17 protein-coding genes are annotated in these 15,161 nt (G+C 74.7%); 9 read left to right on the forward strand and 8 right to left on the reverse strand.

The window, feature by feature from the left end; genetic code table 11:
- Positions 1-2: 2 nt before the first annotated feature.
- Entirely contained in the window at positions 3-1,052 is a 1,050-nt protein-coding gene (locus QSK52_RS09990; protein WP_285735586.1) for a VanZ family protein, read from the reverse strand.
- Between the two features lie 132 nt (positions 1,053-1,184).
- The gene (locus QSK52_RS09995) at positions 1,185-2,072 is read right to left on the reverse strand and encodes an NAD(P)H-binding protein (RefSeq protein ID WP_285735587.1); all 888 of its coding nucleotides are present in this window, start codon (positions 2,070-2,072) and stop codon (positions 1,185-1,187) included.
- Between the two features lie 141 nt (positions 2,073-2,213).
- Here QSK52_RS09995 and QSK52_RS10000 point away from each other — a divergent pair, with 141 nt between their 5' ends.
- Positions 2,214-2,750 carry a MarR family winged helix-turn-helix transcriptional regulator gene (locus QSK52_RS10000; RefSeq protein ID WP_285735588.1) on the forward strand — a complete coding sequence of 179 codons (537 nt, stop codon included), beginning with the start codon at positions 2,214-2,216 and terminating at the stop codon, positions 2,748-2,750.
- A 139-nt stretch (positions 2,751-2,889) separates the two neighbouring features.
- Here QSK52_RS10000 and QSK52_RS10005 read toward each other — a convergent pair whose 3' ends face one another.
- Positions 2,890-3,816, reverse strand: coding sequence for an LLM class flavin-dependent oxidoreductase (locus QSK52_RS10005; RefSeq protein WP_285735589.1), 927 nt, complete (start codon positions 3,814-3,816; stop codon positions 2,890-2,892).
- A 96-nt stretch (positions 3,817-3,912) separates the two neighbouring features.
- A complete protein-coding gene (locus tag QSK52_RS10010; protein WP_285735590.1) occupies positions 3,913-4,689 on the reverse strand; it encodes an IclR family transcriptional regulator in 777 nt (258 codons plus the stop codon).
- Positions 4,690-4,776: 87 nt separating this feature from the next.
- On the opposite strand from QSK52_RS10010, the gene QSK52_RS10015 reads away from it, so the two are divergent.
- The 4 genes from QSK52_RS10015 to QSK52_RS10030 all read left to right on the forward strand — a co-directional run bounded on the left by QSK52_RS10015 (position 4,777) and on the right by QSK52_RS10030 (position 8,860).
- Positions 4,777-5,946, forward strand: a complete 1,170-nt coding sequence (locus tag QSK52_RS10015) for a cupin domain-containing protein (protein ID WP_285735591.1) — start codon at positions 4,777-4,779, stop codon at positions 5,944-5,946.
- On the forward strand, positions 5,943-6,785 hold the full coding sequence (locus tag QSK52_RS10020; protein WP_285735592.1) for a fumarylacetoacetate hydrolase family protein: 843 nt from the start codon (positions 5,943-5,945) through the stop codon (positions 6,783-6,785). The genes QSK52_RS10015 and QSK52_RS10020 overlap by 4 nt, the downstream gene beginning before the upstream one ends.
- Positions 6,782-7,465: a maleylpyruvate isomerase family mycothiol-dependent enzyme gene (locus tag QSK52_RS10025; protein ID WP_285735593.1), complete on the forward strand. Its 684-nt coding sequence runs from the start codon at positions 6,782-6,784 to the stop codon at positions 7,463-7,465. Before QSK52_RS10020 ends, QSK52_RS10025 begins: the two co-directional genes overlap by 4 nt.
- Positions 7,466-7,600: 135 nt before the next feature.
- Entirely contained in the window at positions 7,601-8,860 is a 1,260-nt protein-coding gene (locus QSK52_RS10030; protein ID WP_285735594.1) for an FAD-dependent oxidoreductase, read from the forward strand.
- A gap of 3 nt (positions 8,861-8,863) precedes the next feature.
- On the opposite strand, the gene QSK52_RS10035 is transcribed toward QSK52_RS10030, so the two are convergent.
- Both QSK52_RS10035 and QSK52_RS10040 read right to left on the reverse strand, forming a co-directional pair.
- Complete coding sequence (locus QSK52_RS10035) at positions 8,864-10,066, reverse strand: AI-2E family transporter (RefSeq protein WP_285735595.1); 1,203 nt, start codon at positions 10,064-10,066, stop codon at positions 8,864-8,866.
- A 232-nt stretch (positions 10,067-10,298) separates the two neighbouring features.
- Positions 10,299-10,472 (reverse strand): CsbD family protein, encoded by a 174-nt coding sequence (locus QSK52_RS10040; RefSeq protein WP_285735596.1) that lies wholly within the window; start codon positions 10,470-10,472, stop codon positions 10,299-10,301.
- Positions 10,473-10,603: 131 nt separating this feature from the next.
- On the opposite strand from QSK52_RS10040, the gene QSK52_RS10045 reads away from it, so the two are divergent.
- The gene (locus tag QSK52_RS10045; RefSeq protein WP_285735597.1) at positions 10,604-10,774 is read left to right on the forward strand and encodes a hydrophobic protein; all 171 of its coding nucleotides are present in this window, start codon (positions 10,604-10,606) and stop codon (positions 10,772-10,774) included.
- A 105-nt stretch (positions 10,775-10,879) separates the two neighbouring features.
- On the opposite strand, the gene QSK52_RS10050 is transcribed toward QSK52_RS10045, so the two are convergent.
- Both QSK52_RS10050 and QSK52_RS10055 read right to left on the reverse strand, forming a co-directional pair.
- Positions 10,880-12,178, reverse strand: coding sequence for an ArsB/NhaD family transporter (locus QSK52_RS10050; protein WP_285735598.1), 1,299 nt, complete (start codon positions 12,176-12,178; stop codon positions 10,880-10,882).
- Positions 12,175-12,336: a hypothetical protein gene (locus QSK52_RS10055; protein ID WP_285735599.1), complete on the reverse strand. Its 162-nt coding sequence runs from the start codon at positions 12,334-12,336 to the stop codon at positions 12,175-12,177. Before QSK52_RS10055 ends, QSK52_RS10050 begins: the two co-directional genes overlap by 4 nt.
- 805 nt (positions 12,337-13,141) lie before the next feature.
- On the opposite strand from QSK52_RS10055, the gene QSK52_RS10060 reads away from it, so the two are divergent.
- The 3 genes from QSK52_RS10060 (at position 13,142) to QSK52_RS10070 (ending at position 15,139) form a co-directional block, all read left to right on the forward strand.
- Complete coding sequence (locus tag QSK52_RS10060; protein ID WP_285735600.1) at positions 13,142-14,134, forward strand: LPXTG cell wall anchor domain-containing protein; 993 nt, start codon at positions 13,142-13,144, stop codon at positions 14,132-14,134.
- A 203-nt stretch (positions 14,135-14,337) separates the two neighbouring features.
- Positions 14,338-14,823: an Appr-1-p processing protein gene (locus QSK52_RS10065; protein ID WP_285735601.1), complete on the forward strand. Its 486-nt coding sequence runs from the start codon at positions 14,338-14,340 to the stop codon at positions 14,821-14,823.
- Positions 14,824-14,845: 22 nt separating this feature from the next.
- Positions 14,846-15,139, forward strand: a complete 294-nt coding sequence (locus tag QSK52_RS10070) for a hypothetical protein (protein WP_285735602.1) — start codon at positions 14,846-14,848, stop codon at positions 15,137-15,139.
- The last annotated feature ends 22 nt before the right edge of the window (positions 15,140-15,161 follow it).

The raw sequence follows: 15,161 nt of genomic DNA on the forward strand, positions 1-15,161 counted from the left end.
GGTCAGCGCAGGCGGGTGGCGGTGGCGGAGCGGACCCGGCCGGAGGCCGAGACGGTCACCTCCAGCAGCCGGCCGTCGGACGCCTCCGGCGGCCGGAAGGTGAGCAGCCGGGAGCCGTCCGGGCCCGGGGCGGCGAGGGTGGGGAGGGGCGCACCGGCGGCCAGGTCGGGGAACCAGGTCCTGGCGAACTCCGTTGCGGTGTAGCGCAGTTCCTCCTCCGGACGCGGCGCGGGCCCGGACGCCTCCGGGACGGTGAACTCGACGGAGACCAGGCGGCCGGAGCCCGCCTCGAACCGGAACCGGCCCCGGTCGGTGACCGCCTCGGTCAGCGGGAGGGCCGAGTGCGCGGTGTCGGTCACCGGCGAGGTCCGCTCCAGCCGGCCGCCCGGGCCGAACAGCCCCGCCGTCAGGTAATGCGCCGGGGCGAGGACGTCCGTGACGTCCGGGCGGGGCGGGGTGCGGCCCGCGGGGCCGTACAGCGGGACGTACAGCCACACCACCAGCGCGACGGCCGCCAGGCCGCCACCGGCGGTGGTCAGCGCGCCCAGCGCGTCCCGCCGCCGGGCGAACGACCGCCGCCCCGCCGCCAGCGCGGCCGCGGCCAGGACGGTGCCCAGCAGCGCCCCCGAGGAGTTGTCGAGCAGGTCGGCGGCGTCGCAGGAACGGCCCGTCCGCAGCGCGGTCTGCAGCACCTCGGTCGTGGCGGAGAGCAGCACGCACCCGGCCAGTACGGACAGCGGTCGCCGGAACACCCACCCGCCGAGCGCCGCCAGCGGCACGTACAGGGCCAGGTTCAGCGCCCCCTGCAGACCGTGCGCGACCTCCCAGCCGCCCGGGTCGAAGACGCAGCTCGGCCGCCCGAAGGACCCGCTGGTGGTCGGCGCCAGCGTCGCCGCCAACTCGCCCGCCAGCGCCACGCCCCACAGCACCGGCCCGAGCGGCGGCCGCCCCCACCGCCGGGCCAGCCGGAACGCCACCGCCCCGAGCAGCACGCCGAGCACGGCGAAGGCCGGGAACAGCAGCGGCGCGGCGGACAGCGAGACCTCGAGCATCGGCCCTCCGGAAGGGGTGGCGGTGGCAGCGCCGGAGAGCCGGGCCCCCGCGGACGGCCGTCAGCGTACGACCGGATGAGGCGGCCCGGCAAACCGCCATCTCCGGTGCGGGGGAGCAGAGATGAGGTGGCGTCAGTTCGCGGCGAAGGCGGCCGCGTTCTCGACCGCCCACTGGCGGAAGGTGCGTTCCGGGGTGCCGAGCAGGCTGCGGGTGGTGTCGCCGACGGTCGCGGGGCCCGCGGTGGCGGCGGACCAGAAGGACAGCAGCGAGCCGACCAGCGGGGCGGGCATGAAGCGGGACAACTGGCGCTCCGCCTCGGCCCGGCTGATCGTCCGCACCGGCACCTCCCGGCCCAGCACCTCGGCCAGCACGCCGACCTGGGCGCGCAGGGTCAGCGACTGGCCGCCGGTGAGCGTGACGGCGCGGCCGCGCAGCCCGGGGCGGGCCGGGGCGCCGGCGGCGGGCGCGGGGGCGGCCGGGGTGCTGGCGGTCAGTGCGGCGACTGCGACGTCGGCGATGTCCGCCGGGTGGATCGGGGCCACGTGCGCCTCCGGATAGGGGAGTTCGACCGGAAGACCGGCACCGATCGACCGGGCCCAGCCGAGCGCGTTGCTGGCGAAGGCGTCCGCCCGCAGCAGGGTGGCGCTCAGGCCGGAGGCGGTGAGGGCGCGCTCGACCGCCAGGTTGTGGGCGCCCAGCGGGTCGCTCTCGGCGTCCGGCGCGAGCACCGACGCGGAGGACAGCAGCACCACGTGCTCCACGCCCGCCGCCTCCGCGGCCGCGACGAACGCGTCGACGCCCGCGGGCTCCGGGTACAGGAACACCTGCCGGACGCCCGCCAGCGCCGCGGCGAAGGTGTCGGGCCGGTTCAGCACCAGCTCCACCCGCGGCACCCCCGGCGGGAGGGCGAGCTCGGCGGGACGGGCGCTGGCGGCGCGGACGGGACGCCCGGCGGCGTGCAGTTGCTGCAGGACGGCGCGGCCGACCTGGCCGCGTGCGCCGGTGACGAGAACGGTCATGGGAACCCCCGGGGAGAGACGGTGGACGGACAGCTGGTGCGCCGCCCTGTAGATGCATGCTGTCATGCATCTAATTGCAGAGCAACATATTTCTGTGCCCGCCCATGCAGTTGCTCTGGTTCACGCACCTACCATGGGCGCATGACGAAGAACGAGGAACACTGGCCGCACCCCACGGCCGACGAGCTGTTGGACGCCGTCGGCCCCGCCTTCGGCAAGCTGCGCCGCACCTCGCTACTGGACGTCGAGCACCCCATCTCCGCCAAGGACCTCAGCCGCACCCTGGTGCTCAACCTCGTCCTGGAGCACACCCGCGACTCCGAGGCCGAGGTCACCGTCGGCGCGATCGCCGAACTCCTCGCCGTCGACCCCTCGGTCGCCAGCCGGATGGTCACCGACAACATCAAGGCGGGCTACCTGCTCCGCGCCGCCTCCCAGCACGACGGCCGCCGCACCGTCCTGCACCTCAGCCCCCGGGGCGCCGAGCTGATGGCCCGCTTCCGCCGCCACCAGCGCTCCGCGTTCGAGTACATCACCGCCGACTGGTCCGACACCGAACGCCTCGACTTCGCCCGCCTGATGCTCAAGTACGTCGACTCCCTGGACCGCCTGAAGGACCGTCCGAAGGAGCGCCCGGCGGGTCGCCCGGAGGACCGGCGCCGCGACGGCACCGACTGACGCCCCGTCCGGGAGGGCGGCAGGGGCGACTGCAGCCCGGAACGCCGCCGACGCGAACCCGCCCGGCCCGGCTGCGCGCCCGGCCCGGCTCCGCGCCCGGCCCGCCGCGGTCGGCCCGGGGCTGCCCGGGCCGGGCGGTTCAGCCGGCCGCCAGCTCCGCGCGCAGCGGGTTGACGACCTCGTCGGCCAGCCGACGGACGATGCCCTGCGGGTAGCCGCGCGGCAGGCTCAGCACGATGTGCGTCAGCCCGGCGCCGATCAGCTCGCGGACGACCCGGCGGTTGGCCCCGTCGTCGTCGTACGAGACGATCACCTGCACCGAGCGCTGGATCTCCGCCGGGTCCCGGCCGATCGCGCGGCATTGCCCGTCCAGGACGCGGCTGCGCTCGACGATGTAGTCGAGCCGGTTGTGCGGCGGGCCGGGCACGTTCCAGATGTCGGCGTGCTCGGCCACCAGCCGCAGCGTCCGGTCGCCCCAGCCGCCGATCAGCAGCGGGGGGCCGGCGGGCTGCACCGGCTTGGGCTCGTTGCGGTTGCCCTTGAGGGTGTAGTAGCGGCCCTCGAAGTCGAACTCCTTCTCGGTCCACATCCGCTTCAGGATGCGGACCGTCTCGTCCAGCCGGGCGATGCCCTCGCCCGGCGGGACGAGCGTCAGCCCGTACGCCTCGTACTCCGCGATCGCCGGGTTGTCACCGGCGATGCCGCCCGCGCCGGCCGGCTGGTGGGTGCCGCCGACGCCGATGCCCATCACCAGCCGGCCCCGGGAGACGACGTCGACGGTGGTCGCGATCTTGCCGAGCACGGCGGGCTGCCGGATCCGGTTGCTGGTCACCAGCAGGCCCAGCTTGAGCCGCGAGGTCTGTGCGGCGAGCGCGGACAGCAGCGTCCAACCCTCGTAGATCTTGCCCTCCTTGGGGCCGACCAGGGGCAGCAGGTGGTCCCACAGCCACGCGTGCTCGATCTCGGGAATTCCGTCGGCCTCCTGCCACACCCGCAGGATGTCGTCGTAGTCGACGTGCATCGGGGTGGTCTTGAGGCCGAAACTCAAACGTTCCTGGTGGTTCATCGGAGCGGGTGCACCTCTCGGACTCCACTGCGTCACGTACGCGACCTTGCTGCCGGTGAGAGTAGTTGACGGAACGTCAGTGCGCAGCCGAACGGCTCAGGGCTGCTCGGCCAGGTCCGCCTCCAGGGCGCGGGCCGCCGCCTCCAGCACCGCCACCAGCGACTGCAGCCGGTGCGGGTCGTAGCGCACGCTCGGCATCGACACCGACAGTCCGGCCACCGCGGTCCCCGCTCCGTCCCGGACCGCCACCCCGACCGCGGTCAGGCCGCGTTCCGAGCGCTCCCGGTTGACCGCGAACCCGCCGCGCCGCGCCTTCGCCAACTCGGCCCGCAGAAGCGGCAGATCGGGGCGCTCGCCGGGCCGGTCCCGGTAGCGCTCGGGTGCGTAGACCTCCTCCAGCTGCTCGTCGGTCAGCTCGGCGAGCAGCAGCAGCCCGGCGGTGGTGCGGTGCGCCGGGAAGACCATGCCCTCGCGCGAGCCCACCCGCAGGGTCTGCGCGGACTCCACGCTGGCGATGAAGCGGGCGGTGTCGCCGGAGCGGACGATCAGGTTCACGGTCTCGTCCAGCACGTCCGCCGCCCGGCGCAGGTGCGGCAGCGCCGCCGGGCGCAGCCGGGAGACCAGCGAGCGCGAGTGCGCGGCCAGCTCCAGCACCGGGCCGGCCCGGTAGACCCGGTCGTCGCCCTGCACCGCGAAGTCCCGGTAGACCAGCATCCCCAGGATCCGGTGTGCCGTGGAGCGGGCCACGCCGAGGCGCTCGGCGACCTGCGAGACCGTCGCCCCGCCCTCCAGCTGCAGCATGGTCGCGGCCCGCAGCGCGTGGTCCACGCTGGCGATCGGGTAGGGCGGCGGGGTCTTCAGCGGCTTGTCCACGGCGGGGCCTCTCGACGGCTGCTCGGCTCTCGTTCTGCTCTGAAGAATCTACCCGTTCTCCTGAGCGGGACGAGGCACGCTGAGCCCGTGATCGAGTCCACCACCGCCCCAGACACCGCAACGGGCTCCCCGGTCCGGCTCCAGGCCGTCGCCGCGGACGGGCAGCCCGAGGTCACCCCGGCGCTCCACGAGCTCTACCGGGGCTTCGAACAGGAGCTGCTCGTCCCGCTGTGGACCGAGATCGGCGACCTGATGCCCGCCCACCCCCGCTCGCAGGCCGCCGCGCACCTGTGGCGCTGGCAGCAGTTGCGCGAACTCGCGTCCCGAGCGGGCGAGTTGGTCCCGGTCGGGCGCGGCGGCGAGCGCCGGGCCATCGCGCTGGCCAACCCCGGGCTCGGCGGCCGCCCGTTCGCCACCCCCACCCTGTGGGCCGCCATCCAGTACCTGATGCCCGGCGAGGACGCCCCCGAGCACCGCCACACCCAGCACGCCTTCCGCTTCGTCGTCGAGGGCGAGGGCGTGTGGACGGTGGTCGGCCGCGACCCGGTCGCCATGCGCCGCGGCGACTTCCTCCCGCAGGCCGGCTGGAACTGGCACGCCCACCACAACGCCACCAGCGAGCCGATGGCCTGGATCGACGGCCTCGACATCCCGTTCCAGTACACGAGCGAGACCCAGTTCTTCGAGTTCGGCCGCGACGCGATCTCCGCCGCCGAACGCGCCACCCCCGACCGCTCCCGCGCCGAACGCCTCTGGGGCCACCCCGGCCTGCGCCCCGTCGGTGCCGGGCGCCCCGGCCCCGGCAGCCCGCTGCTCGCCTACCGCTGGGAGCACACCGACCGGGCCCTGGCCGACCAGCTCGCCCTGGAGGCCGAGGGGTTCGGCGGCACCGTGGAACCCGGCCACGCCGCCGTCCGGTTCACCGACCCGGCCACCGCGGGCGACGTGCTGCCCACCATCCGGGCCGAGGTGCACCGGATCGCCCGCGGCGCCGAGACCGCGCCCGTCCGGGAGACCGGCTCCTCCGTCTACCAGGTCTTCGACGGCTCCGGAACCGTCACGGTCGGCGAGCGGACCTGGACGGTCAGCCGCGGCGACCTGTTCACCGTCCCGTCCTGGCAGCCGCTCTCGGTCCGCTCCGAGGCGGGCGCCACCGACTCCGACTCCGGCGCGCTCGACCTGTTCCGGTTCAGCGACGCCCCGATCTTCGAAGCCCTGCACCTGCAGCGCACCCACCCGGAAGGAACCACCCGATGAAGCTCGCCACCCTCCGCACCGGCGGCACCACCCGCGCCGTCCGGCTCGACGGCGACACCCTGGTCGACCTCGGGCACCCCGACCTCGGCGCGCTGCTCGCCCGGGAGGACTGGGCGGCGGTCGCCGCCACCGCGACCGGCACCGCGTACCCGCTCGCGGGCGCCGAGTTCGCGCCCGTGGTGCCGCGGCCCTCCAAGGTGGTGTGCGTCGGCCTCAACTACCGCAACCACATCCAGGAGATGGGCCGCTACCTGCCCGAACACCCCACCCTGTTCGCCAAGTTCGCCGACGCGCTGATCGGCGCGGGCGACGACGTCCTGCGCCCCGCGGAGACCGAGGAGTTCGACTGGGAGGTCGAACTCGCCCTCGTCGTCGGCAAGACCGTGCGCCGCGCCCGCGGCGAGCAGGCCGAGGCCGCGATCGCCGGGTTCACCGTCCTCAACGACATCACCTGCCGCGACTGGCAGTTCCGGACCCGCGAGTGGCTCCAGGGCAAGACCTGGGACTCCAGCACCCCCGTCGGCCCCTACCTGGTCACCCCCGACGAACTGCCCGGCGGTGTCCGCCCCGCGCTCGACGTCACGCTCACCGTCGACGGCGAGACCCTGCAGTCCGACAACACCGGCGACCTGCTGTTCGACCCGGTCGCCCTGGTCGAGTACGTCTCCACCGTCGTCCGCCTCAACCCCGGCGACCTGATCGCCACCGGCACCCCCGGCGGCGTCGGCCACGCCCGCAAGCCCGCCCGCTACCTGCGCGGCGGCGAGACGGTCGTCACCGAGATCCAGGGCCTCGGCCGCCTGGAGAACCGGGTCGTCCGGGACGGCGGCGCCGCGTGAGCACCCGCACCCCCGCGGACGCCCGCGGCTGGGCCGCCCGCGGCACCGAACTCTTCCTGGCCGCCGCCGCCCCGTTCGGCCCCGCCGAGTACGCCGCCCCCAGCCCGCTCCCCGGCTGGACCCGCGCCCACCTCGCCGCCCACCTCGCCGCGAACGCCGACGCCCTCGGCAACCTCGTCCACTGGGCCGCGACCGGCACCCCCACCCCGATGTACGCCTCCCCGGCGGAACGGCTCGCGGGCATCGAACGCGGACGCGCCCTGCCCGCCGCCGAACTCACCCACTGGGTAAGGGAATCCGCCGAACGGCTGGCCGCCGCGCTGGACGCCCTCACCCCCGAGCAGTGGCAGGCCCCCGTCGTCACCGCCCAGGGCCGCACCGTCCCCGCCGCCGAACTCCCCTGGCTGCGCGCCCGCGAAGCCTGCGTCCACGCGGTCGACCTGGCCGCGGGCGTCACCTTCGCCGACCTCCCGGCAGGCTTCCTCGCCGCGCTCTGCGAGGACGTCCTCGCCAAGCGGGCGCCCGCGTTCGCCCTGCGGACCCCGGACGGCAGCGTGCAGTGGCGCCCGGCGGACGACGGCGGCCTTCCCGTCGTGGAAGCCGAACTCCCTTCTCTGGCCGCCTACCTGACGAACCGTCAGCCCATTGAGGGTGCCCCGGCCCTCGGCCCCTGGCTCTGACCTTCGAGCCCCGCCCCGCGCCCGCGCCAGGGGCGCGGGGAACGGCGCCACCAGCCATCGACCCTCAGCAGGATCGCGATGCGCGGCGCAGCCCGTACCCCCTGCGCCCCTCCTCGATGCGGAAAGAAGCAGCTCATGAACCCTCCCACCACCCCTGACGTGCTCGTCGTCGGCGGCGGCATCGGCGGTCTCGCGGCCGCGTTCGCGCTGGCCCGCAAGGGCCTGGCCGTGCGCGTGCTGGAGCGGGCGAAGGAGTTCGGGGAGGTCGGGGCCGGGCTGCAGCTCGCACCCAACTGCACCCGGATCCTCGCCGACCACGGCCTGCTGGACGAGGCGCGCGAACTGGGCGTCGTGCCCGAGGGCATGGTGATGCGCGACGCGCTGGACGCCCGCGAGCTGACCCGCCTCGACCTGCGCGACCTCGAACGGCGCTACGGCCACCCGTACTTGGTGATCCACCGCAGCGACCTGCACGGCATCTTCCTGCGCGCCTGCCGCCGGGCCGGGGTCGAGCTGCTGACCGACCGGACGGTGGTCGACTACGAGCAGGACGGCGACGGCGCCCGGGTCGTCCTGGAGGACGGCGGCGTCGAGCGGGCCCCGCTGGTGATCGCCGCGGACGGGCTGCACTCGGTGGCGCGGCGCAAGCTGGTCGGTGACGAGGTGGTCAGCTCCGACTACGTCGCCTACCGGGCCGCCGTCCCGATCGAGCAGGTCCGGGACAACGGGGTCGCCGAGCGCGACGTCACCGTGTACGTCGGCCCGCGCTGCCACTTCGTGCAGTACGCGCTGCGCGGCGGCGAGATGTTCAACCAGGTCGCGGTCTTCGAGTCGCCGAAGGCCAAGGCGGGCGAGGCGGACTGGGGCACCCCCGACGAGCTGGACGCCGCGTTCGCGGCGACCTGCGACACCGTCCGCGCCGGCATCCCGCTCATGTGGCGCGACCGCTGGTGGCAGATGATGGACCGTGACCCGGTGGAGACCTGGGTGCACGGCCGGATCGCCCTGCTCGGCGACGCCGCCCACCCGCCGCTGCAGTACATGGCGCAGGGCGCGATCATGGCGATCGAGGACGGCTGGGTGCTCGCCGAGCACGCCGCCCGGCTCGCCCGCGAGGGGGAACCCCCGCGCTGGGACGCCGTGTTGGCCGCCTACCAGGCCGTCCGGGTCGAGCACTGCCACCGCGTCCAGCGCACCGCCCGGGCCTGGGGCGAACTCTGGCACCTGGACGGCGAGGCCCGCCTGCAGCGCAACGCCGTCCTGCGCGAACGGGCCGTCGACGACTACGCGTTCACCGACTGGATCTACGGCCCGACCGCGCTCACGCCCGACCAGGAACCGCCGATGTTCACCCCCGTCCCGCTGGGCGCCCCCCGGGGGGCGGGGCACCCGTGAACCTCAGCGGCGGTCGAGGTGGGGGAAGACGAACTCGTCCAGCAGCAGACCGAGGGCGACCGCGGCCGGGACGGCGACCAGCGCGCCGACGATGCCCAGCAGCGCGCCGCCGACCAGGACGGCCACGACGGTGACGAAGGGGTGGACGTCGACGGCGAACTTCATCGTCCGCGGCATGATCAGGTAGTCCTCCAGCAGCCGGAAGCCGATGTAGAAACCGGCCGTGGCCAGCGCGACCGGCCAGGAGACCGCGAGGGCGACCAGGCTGACGACGACGCCGCCGACGGTGGAGCCGACGATCGGCACCAGGTCCATCAGGGCCACGAACACGCCGAGGGCGGCGGCGTACGGCACGCCGACGGCGGCGCACCACACCGCGGTGGCGAGGCCGGCGATCGCGGAGGTGACCAGGTTGCCGAGCATGTAGCGTCCGGTGCGGGCGAGGATCTCCTCGGTGAGCTCGCGGGCCCGGTCGCGGTGGCTGCCCTTCACGAAGCGGTAGCAGAACTCCTTGATGTCGGGCATGTCGGCCATCAGGTACAGGGTCACGGTGGCGACCACGACCACCGAGGTGACGGTGTCGAGCAGCAGGCGGCCCGCGCCCAGCACCCCGCCCATCAGACCCGGTCCGCCGCTGCCGCCGAGGGCGTCCTTGGCCTGTTCGGCGAGGTGGAAGCGGTCCTCGATCCGGCCGAGCGCCGAGTGGTGGTCGTGCACCTGCTGCAGCCAGAGCGGGAGCCGCCGGGCCAGCACCCCGGCCTCCTGCCCCACCGGCGGGACCACCAGCAGCAGGAAGCCCGCCACCAGGAGCAGGAAGACGCCGAGCACGGTGGCCACCGCCCAGCCGCGCCGCAGCCGACGCCGGCACAGCGCGGCGACGACCGGCTCCAGGCTCACCGCGAGGAAGGCGGAGAGCAGCAGCAGGGTCAGGAACTCCTCCAGGCGCAGCAGTTGGCGGAAGAGGAACCAGCCGGTGAGCGCGCCGAGCGCCAGCCGCAGGCCGGTGGAGAACCCGGGCCACCGCGCCGGGGAGCGCCGGACCGGCGCCGTGGACGGCGTCGCGGACGGTGTCGCGGACGGTGTCGCGGACGGCGGGGGATCGGCCGCGGGAGCGGTCGGGGCGGTGTCGGCGGGCACCAGCAGCCGTCTGCGGATCCCGTCGGCGGCGCCGGTGGTGACGACGCGCAGTCCCGGTGGCATCTTCATGGTCGTCGGTCCGTTCCGTTCGCGGCCGTGGTGCGGATGGGGCGGGTGGGGCGGTGCGGGGACGCGGCACGGCCCCGGGCACCTCACCGGTGAGGGTGTTCGGTGCCCGGGGCCCGCTCGGCCGGGTGCTGCTCCACCGGCCGCACCGCCGCGGCGGAGACGTGGGATCACGCCGGGGCGGCGTCGGTGTCCGCTGCCACTCGTGGTGCAGCGGAGCTCGGGGGAGGGTCGTTCAGCGCCGGAAGGCGTCCTTGACGTGCTCCCCGGCCTGCTTGAGGTCGCCCTCGGCCTGCTCGACCCGGCCCTCCGCCTCCAGGCGCTCGTTGCCGACCGCCTTGCCGACGTTCTCCTTGACGGCGCCCTTGATCTTCTCGCCGGTGTTCTCGGCCTTGTCGCCCGTTCCCATGTCCGCCTCCTGGCTGCCGGTTCCTCGCTGACGAACGGTCGGGTGCCCCGTTCCCGCCGGAAGATTCCGGTGAATATCCGAAGCGGTCCCGGGCAGCAGAGGCCGCGACAGTCGAGCCCCTGGAGGTCGTCGTGGTTCCCCTTCTGCTGGTCCTGCTCCTCGCCCTGCTGCTGTTCGGCGCCGGGTTCGCGGTGAAGGTCCTCTGGCTGGCCGCCGTGGTCGTCCTGGTGTTCTGGCTGGTCGGTTTCGCGGCCCGCGGCACCCACCCCTCCGGGGGCCGGCACCGCTGGTACCGCTGGTGACCCGTCCCCGGACCGCCTGACACTGACGCACCGCACCGCACCGCCCGGGGCCGGGCCCGCCGTTCCACCGGCGGGTCCGGCCCCGGCGGTGGTGCGGGCGGCAGATCAGGCGAGGGCGAAGTGGCGCAGCCAGAGGTAGAGGGCGGAGACGGCGATGGTGGCGGCGGTGACGGGGAGGCCGTAGCGGGTGAAGGTCCAGAAGCTGATGGGTTGGCGGTCGCGTTCGGCGATGCCGAGGACGACGACGTTGGCGGAGGCGCCGATGGCGGTGGCGTTGCCGCCGAGGTCGGCGCCCAGGGCCAGGGCCCACCACAGGACGTGGCCGTAGGGCTGGCCGACGGTGTGGGCGAGGTCGGCGGTGATGGGGGCCATGGTGGCGACGTAGGGGATGTTGTCGACGACGCCGGACAGGACGGCGGAGGCGACGAGCAGGAGCATGACGGCGCCGAGGGGGTTGCCGCCGGTGGCGTCGGCGAGGGCCTCGGAGACGGTTTCGATGACGCCGGTCTCGATGAGGGCGCCGACCATGACGAACAGTCCGGCGAAGAAGGCGAGGGTGGGCCACTCGACCTCGGCGAGGACGTCCTTGACCTCGGCCTTCGAGACCGCGACCAGGATCCCGGCGCCGAGCAGGGCGACCACGGACGGGGCGTAGTGGACGACGGGGTGGAGCACGAACCCGGCGATGACCAGGGCCAGGACGGCGAGGCCCTGGGTGAGCAGGCGGCGGTCGCGGATCGCCTCGCGCTCGTTGAGGGCCATGACTTCGGCGGCGCGCTGTTCGTCGTGGGTGAAGTGCTCCCGGAAGAGGAAGCGGCACATCACGAGCAGGACGGCGGTCAGGACGACGGCGAGCGGGGCGAGGTGGACGAGGAAGTCGTTGAAGGTCAGGCCGCCGCGGCCGGCGATGATGATGTTCGGCGGGTCGCCCACCAGCGTGGCGGTGCCGCCGATGTTGGAGGCGAAGACCTCGGCGATCAGGAACGGCGCGGCCTTCAGTCCCAGGCGCTTGCACACCAGCAGGGTGACGGGGGCGACCAGGAGGACGGTGGTGACGTTGTCGAGCAGTGCGGAGGCGGCGGCGGTGATGACGACCAGCATGGCCATGACGTGGAAGGGCCGGGCACGGGCGCGCTTGACGGACCAGATGGCCAGGTACTCGAACAGGCCGGTGCGCTTGAGGACGCCGACGATCATCATCATGCCCGCGAGCAGGAAGACGACGTTCCAGTCGATGCCGGAGTCGGTGGAGAAGAACGCGGCCTCGTCGTCGGTGGCGCCGAGGGCGAGCATCGCGGCGGCGCCGCCGAGGGCGGCGGCGACGCGGTGGACCCACTCGGTGATGATCAGGACGTAGGCGGCGGCGAAGACCGCCAGCGCCGCCCAGGCGTGCCAGTCGTTCACGAGGCCCCCAGGAGTCGGCGCGGCAGGTGCGGGCCGGTGGTCACGCCGGGCAGGCGGTGCTCGGCGAGCAGCCGGGCGGCGTCCGGGGCCTGGTCGTCCGGGGCCTGGTCGTCCGGGGTGACGGTGGGGGAGGGTGCGGCGAGGTCACGTGCGCGCATCGGGCGCCTCCGGGGTGGGGGAGGGGCGGGCTCGGGGCAGGTAGGGCTCGTCGGCGGGGAAGAGGCGGCGACGGGGACGTCGGTGCTGGAGCGCACGGCCGTCACCCACTGCTCGCGCCGGTCGGTCCGCGAGCGCACCAGGGGAGCAGCAGCGGGGCCGGGCGGATCAGTACGATCGCGGCCTCCGACTCCGGGAGGCGGCGGCCGGGAGCACCCCGGTGGGGAACGCGGCGAGGCGGACGGGACGGTGCGGGCGGCCAGGCCCGGCAGCAGGACCGCGACGAGCAGCGCGGCCCCGGACGCGGCGGCGAGCACCATGGAGGGAACCCCCGGATCGGCTGAGGAACAAGAGGGCTGTCCCCTTGTTCGCCGACCAGGCTTCCCGGCACACCGCGAGTGACTTTATACGACTCTTACGCCTCCTTGACAGGCCCTTTGCGGCCAGAACGGCGGGCCGGGCTTCCCGGCCGGGGCCGTCCACGGAGCGGGGCCGGGAGGGGGTCGTACCGCGACTGCGGCGGTCCCGTCCCGGTGCGCGGACGCCGGTGGTGCCGGTCGTCGGTGAAGCCGCCGTCGGCACGGGGGCATGCGGACGGAATTGTTCCGTTTTGCCGCCGGGAAAGCGGAGTTCGACGTTCCGCAGCGCGGGGGGCGCTTTCACCGCACCTTCATCTCTGTGCGTATGATCCGGCACCGGATCTCGGGCCATCGCCACGACAAACGGCACTTGGCCTGCGCAGATCCCCTGTCTCTCCACCCTTGTGCCGGTGCGCCGCGGCGTGCCGGTCGACCCTGTGAGGTCTGCATGAAGCTGCGCCGTGCCATGGCCGTCTCCGCCGCCACGACGCTGGTCGCCGGTGTCGCCCTCGCGGCCGCCCCGGCCGCCCTGGCTGCTCCCGCCGTCTCCGCGGTGGCCGCCGTTCCCGCCGCGCCCAAGCTCGGCGGCACCGTCTCCCTGAACGACTTCCCCGCCACCGTCGCGGCCGGGGGGACCCAGGTCACCTTCTCCGAGACCGTCACCAACACCGGCGACGACGCGGTCGCCCTCCCGGTGGTCTTCCTCACCTCGGCCGGCAACCTGTCCACCGACCAGGTCAAGGCCCAGTTCCAGAACCCGTACACCCACAAGTGGGTCGACGCCCAGATGCGGAGCGACGGCCCCGACGGCCCGGGCGTCGCGCTCATCCTGGGAAGCCTCGACGACGACGCCGAGCCCGACGAGAACTCCGTGGTCTTCGTCCCGGCGGGCAAGAGCGTCACCGTCCAGGTCCGCCTGACCCTGGCCGCCGACGCCGTCGCCGGTGCGGCCACCGCCGAGCCGTACGCCGTCCTGTTCCCCGCCTCCGAGTCCGAGGAGGAGCCCGAGGGCGACGACCTCCTGGAGGGTGCGAAGAAGGCGTTCACCATCACCGCCCCCGGCGGCGCCTCCGCGTCCGCCTCCGCCTCCGCCAAGCCCTCGGCGTCCGCCTCGGCCGTGCCGTCCGCCTCGGCCAAGCCCTCGGCGTCGGCGTCGGCGTCGGCGGCGGCCTCCGCCAAGCCCTCCGCCTCGGCCAAGCCGTCCGCGTCGGTGTCGTCCTCGGCCGCGCCCACGGCCGCGCCGTCCGGGCTGCCCACCAAGAAGCCCTCCACCACCACGGTCGACGAGGCCAAGAAGCAGGCCCAGAGCAGCCTGGCCAGCACCGGCGGCGGCAGCGACTCCACCGCCATGGCCGCCACCGGCGCCGCCGCCCTCGTCCTGGGCGCCGGCACCCTCGTCCTGGTGCGCCGCCGCCGCACCAACACCCACCGGGCGCAGTAGGCCCGTACCCCGGTCCCGCCCCCCCGGGGCGGCGGGCCGGACCGGCCGGCTGATGTCGATCAGGCGGCCGGGCCCGGCCCGCCCGCTTCCCCGGAGGTCCGGGCGGGCGGTCCGTGCGGTCCGGGCGTGCGGCCCGGAAGCACTGGCCGTCCCCGGTCGAAAACGCCTCGTGCGCTGTCGGCGGCGGCTGCCAGGATGCCGACATGGCCGAGACGATCACCTACCTGCGCGGCGACGCCACCGCACCCCGGGGCAAGGGCCCCCGGATCATCGCCCACGTCTGCAACGACCTCGGCGGCTGGGGCAGGGGCTTCGTCCTCGCGATCTCCCGCCGCTGGCCCGAACCCGAGGCCGCCTTCCGCCGCTGGCACCGGGAGCGCGCCACCAACGACTTCGGTCTCGGCGCCCTCCAGCTGGTCCAGGTCACCCCCCAGCTCAGGGTCGCCAACATGGTCGGCCAGCGCGGCATCCGCACCGCCCGCTCCACCGGCGCCCCCGTCCGCTACGAGGCCATCGACACCGCCCTCGCCGCGCTCGCCCCCGAGGCCCTGCGCCTGGGCGCCTCCGTCCACATGCCCCGGATCGGCTGCGGCCTGGCCGGTGGCACGTGGGAACGGGTCGAACCCCTGGTCACCGCCCGCCTCACCGACCGGGGCGTGCCCGTCACGGTCTACGACCACGGGCGCTGAGGTCTTCCGAGGAGGTGGGCGGATGGGGGTCGCGCTGCCGCACCCGGAGGGCGTGCCCCGCTTCGGCCTCCTGGTGCTGACCGTGCTGGTGGTCCTGATGTGCGGGGAGACCGCGCTGCGCGGGTCGGGGCCGGCCCGGGAGCACCCGGGGTCGGCCGGGCTGGTGGCGGCGGGCGCCGGGATCCGGCCCGGAAGCCCGCCGCCGGCCCTGGTCGGGTGCGCGGTCACGGCGACCGGCCTCGGTCCGGGCAACTGGCTGCGTCGGCGGGGCCGCCGCAGGCCGGACGTGCGGCACCCGGTCGACCGTCGCCGCTGAACGCCCCCGCACCGCCTACCAT

It is taken from the genome of Kitasatospora phosalacinea, from assembly GCF_030268885.1.
GTDB lineage: Bacteria > Actinomycetota > Actinomycetes > Streptomycetales > Streptomycetaceae > Kitasatospora > Kitasatospora phosalacinea_C.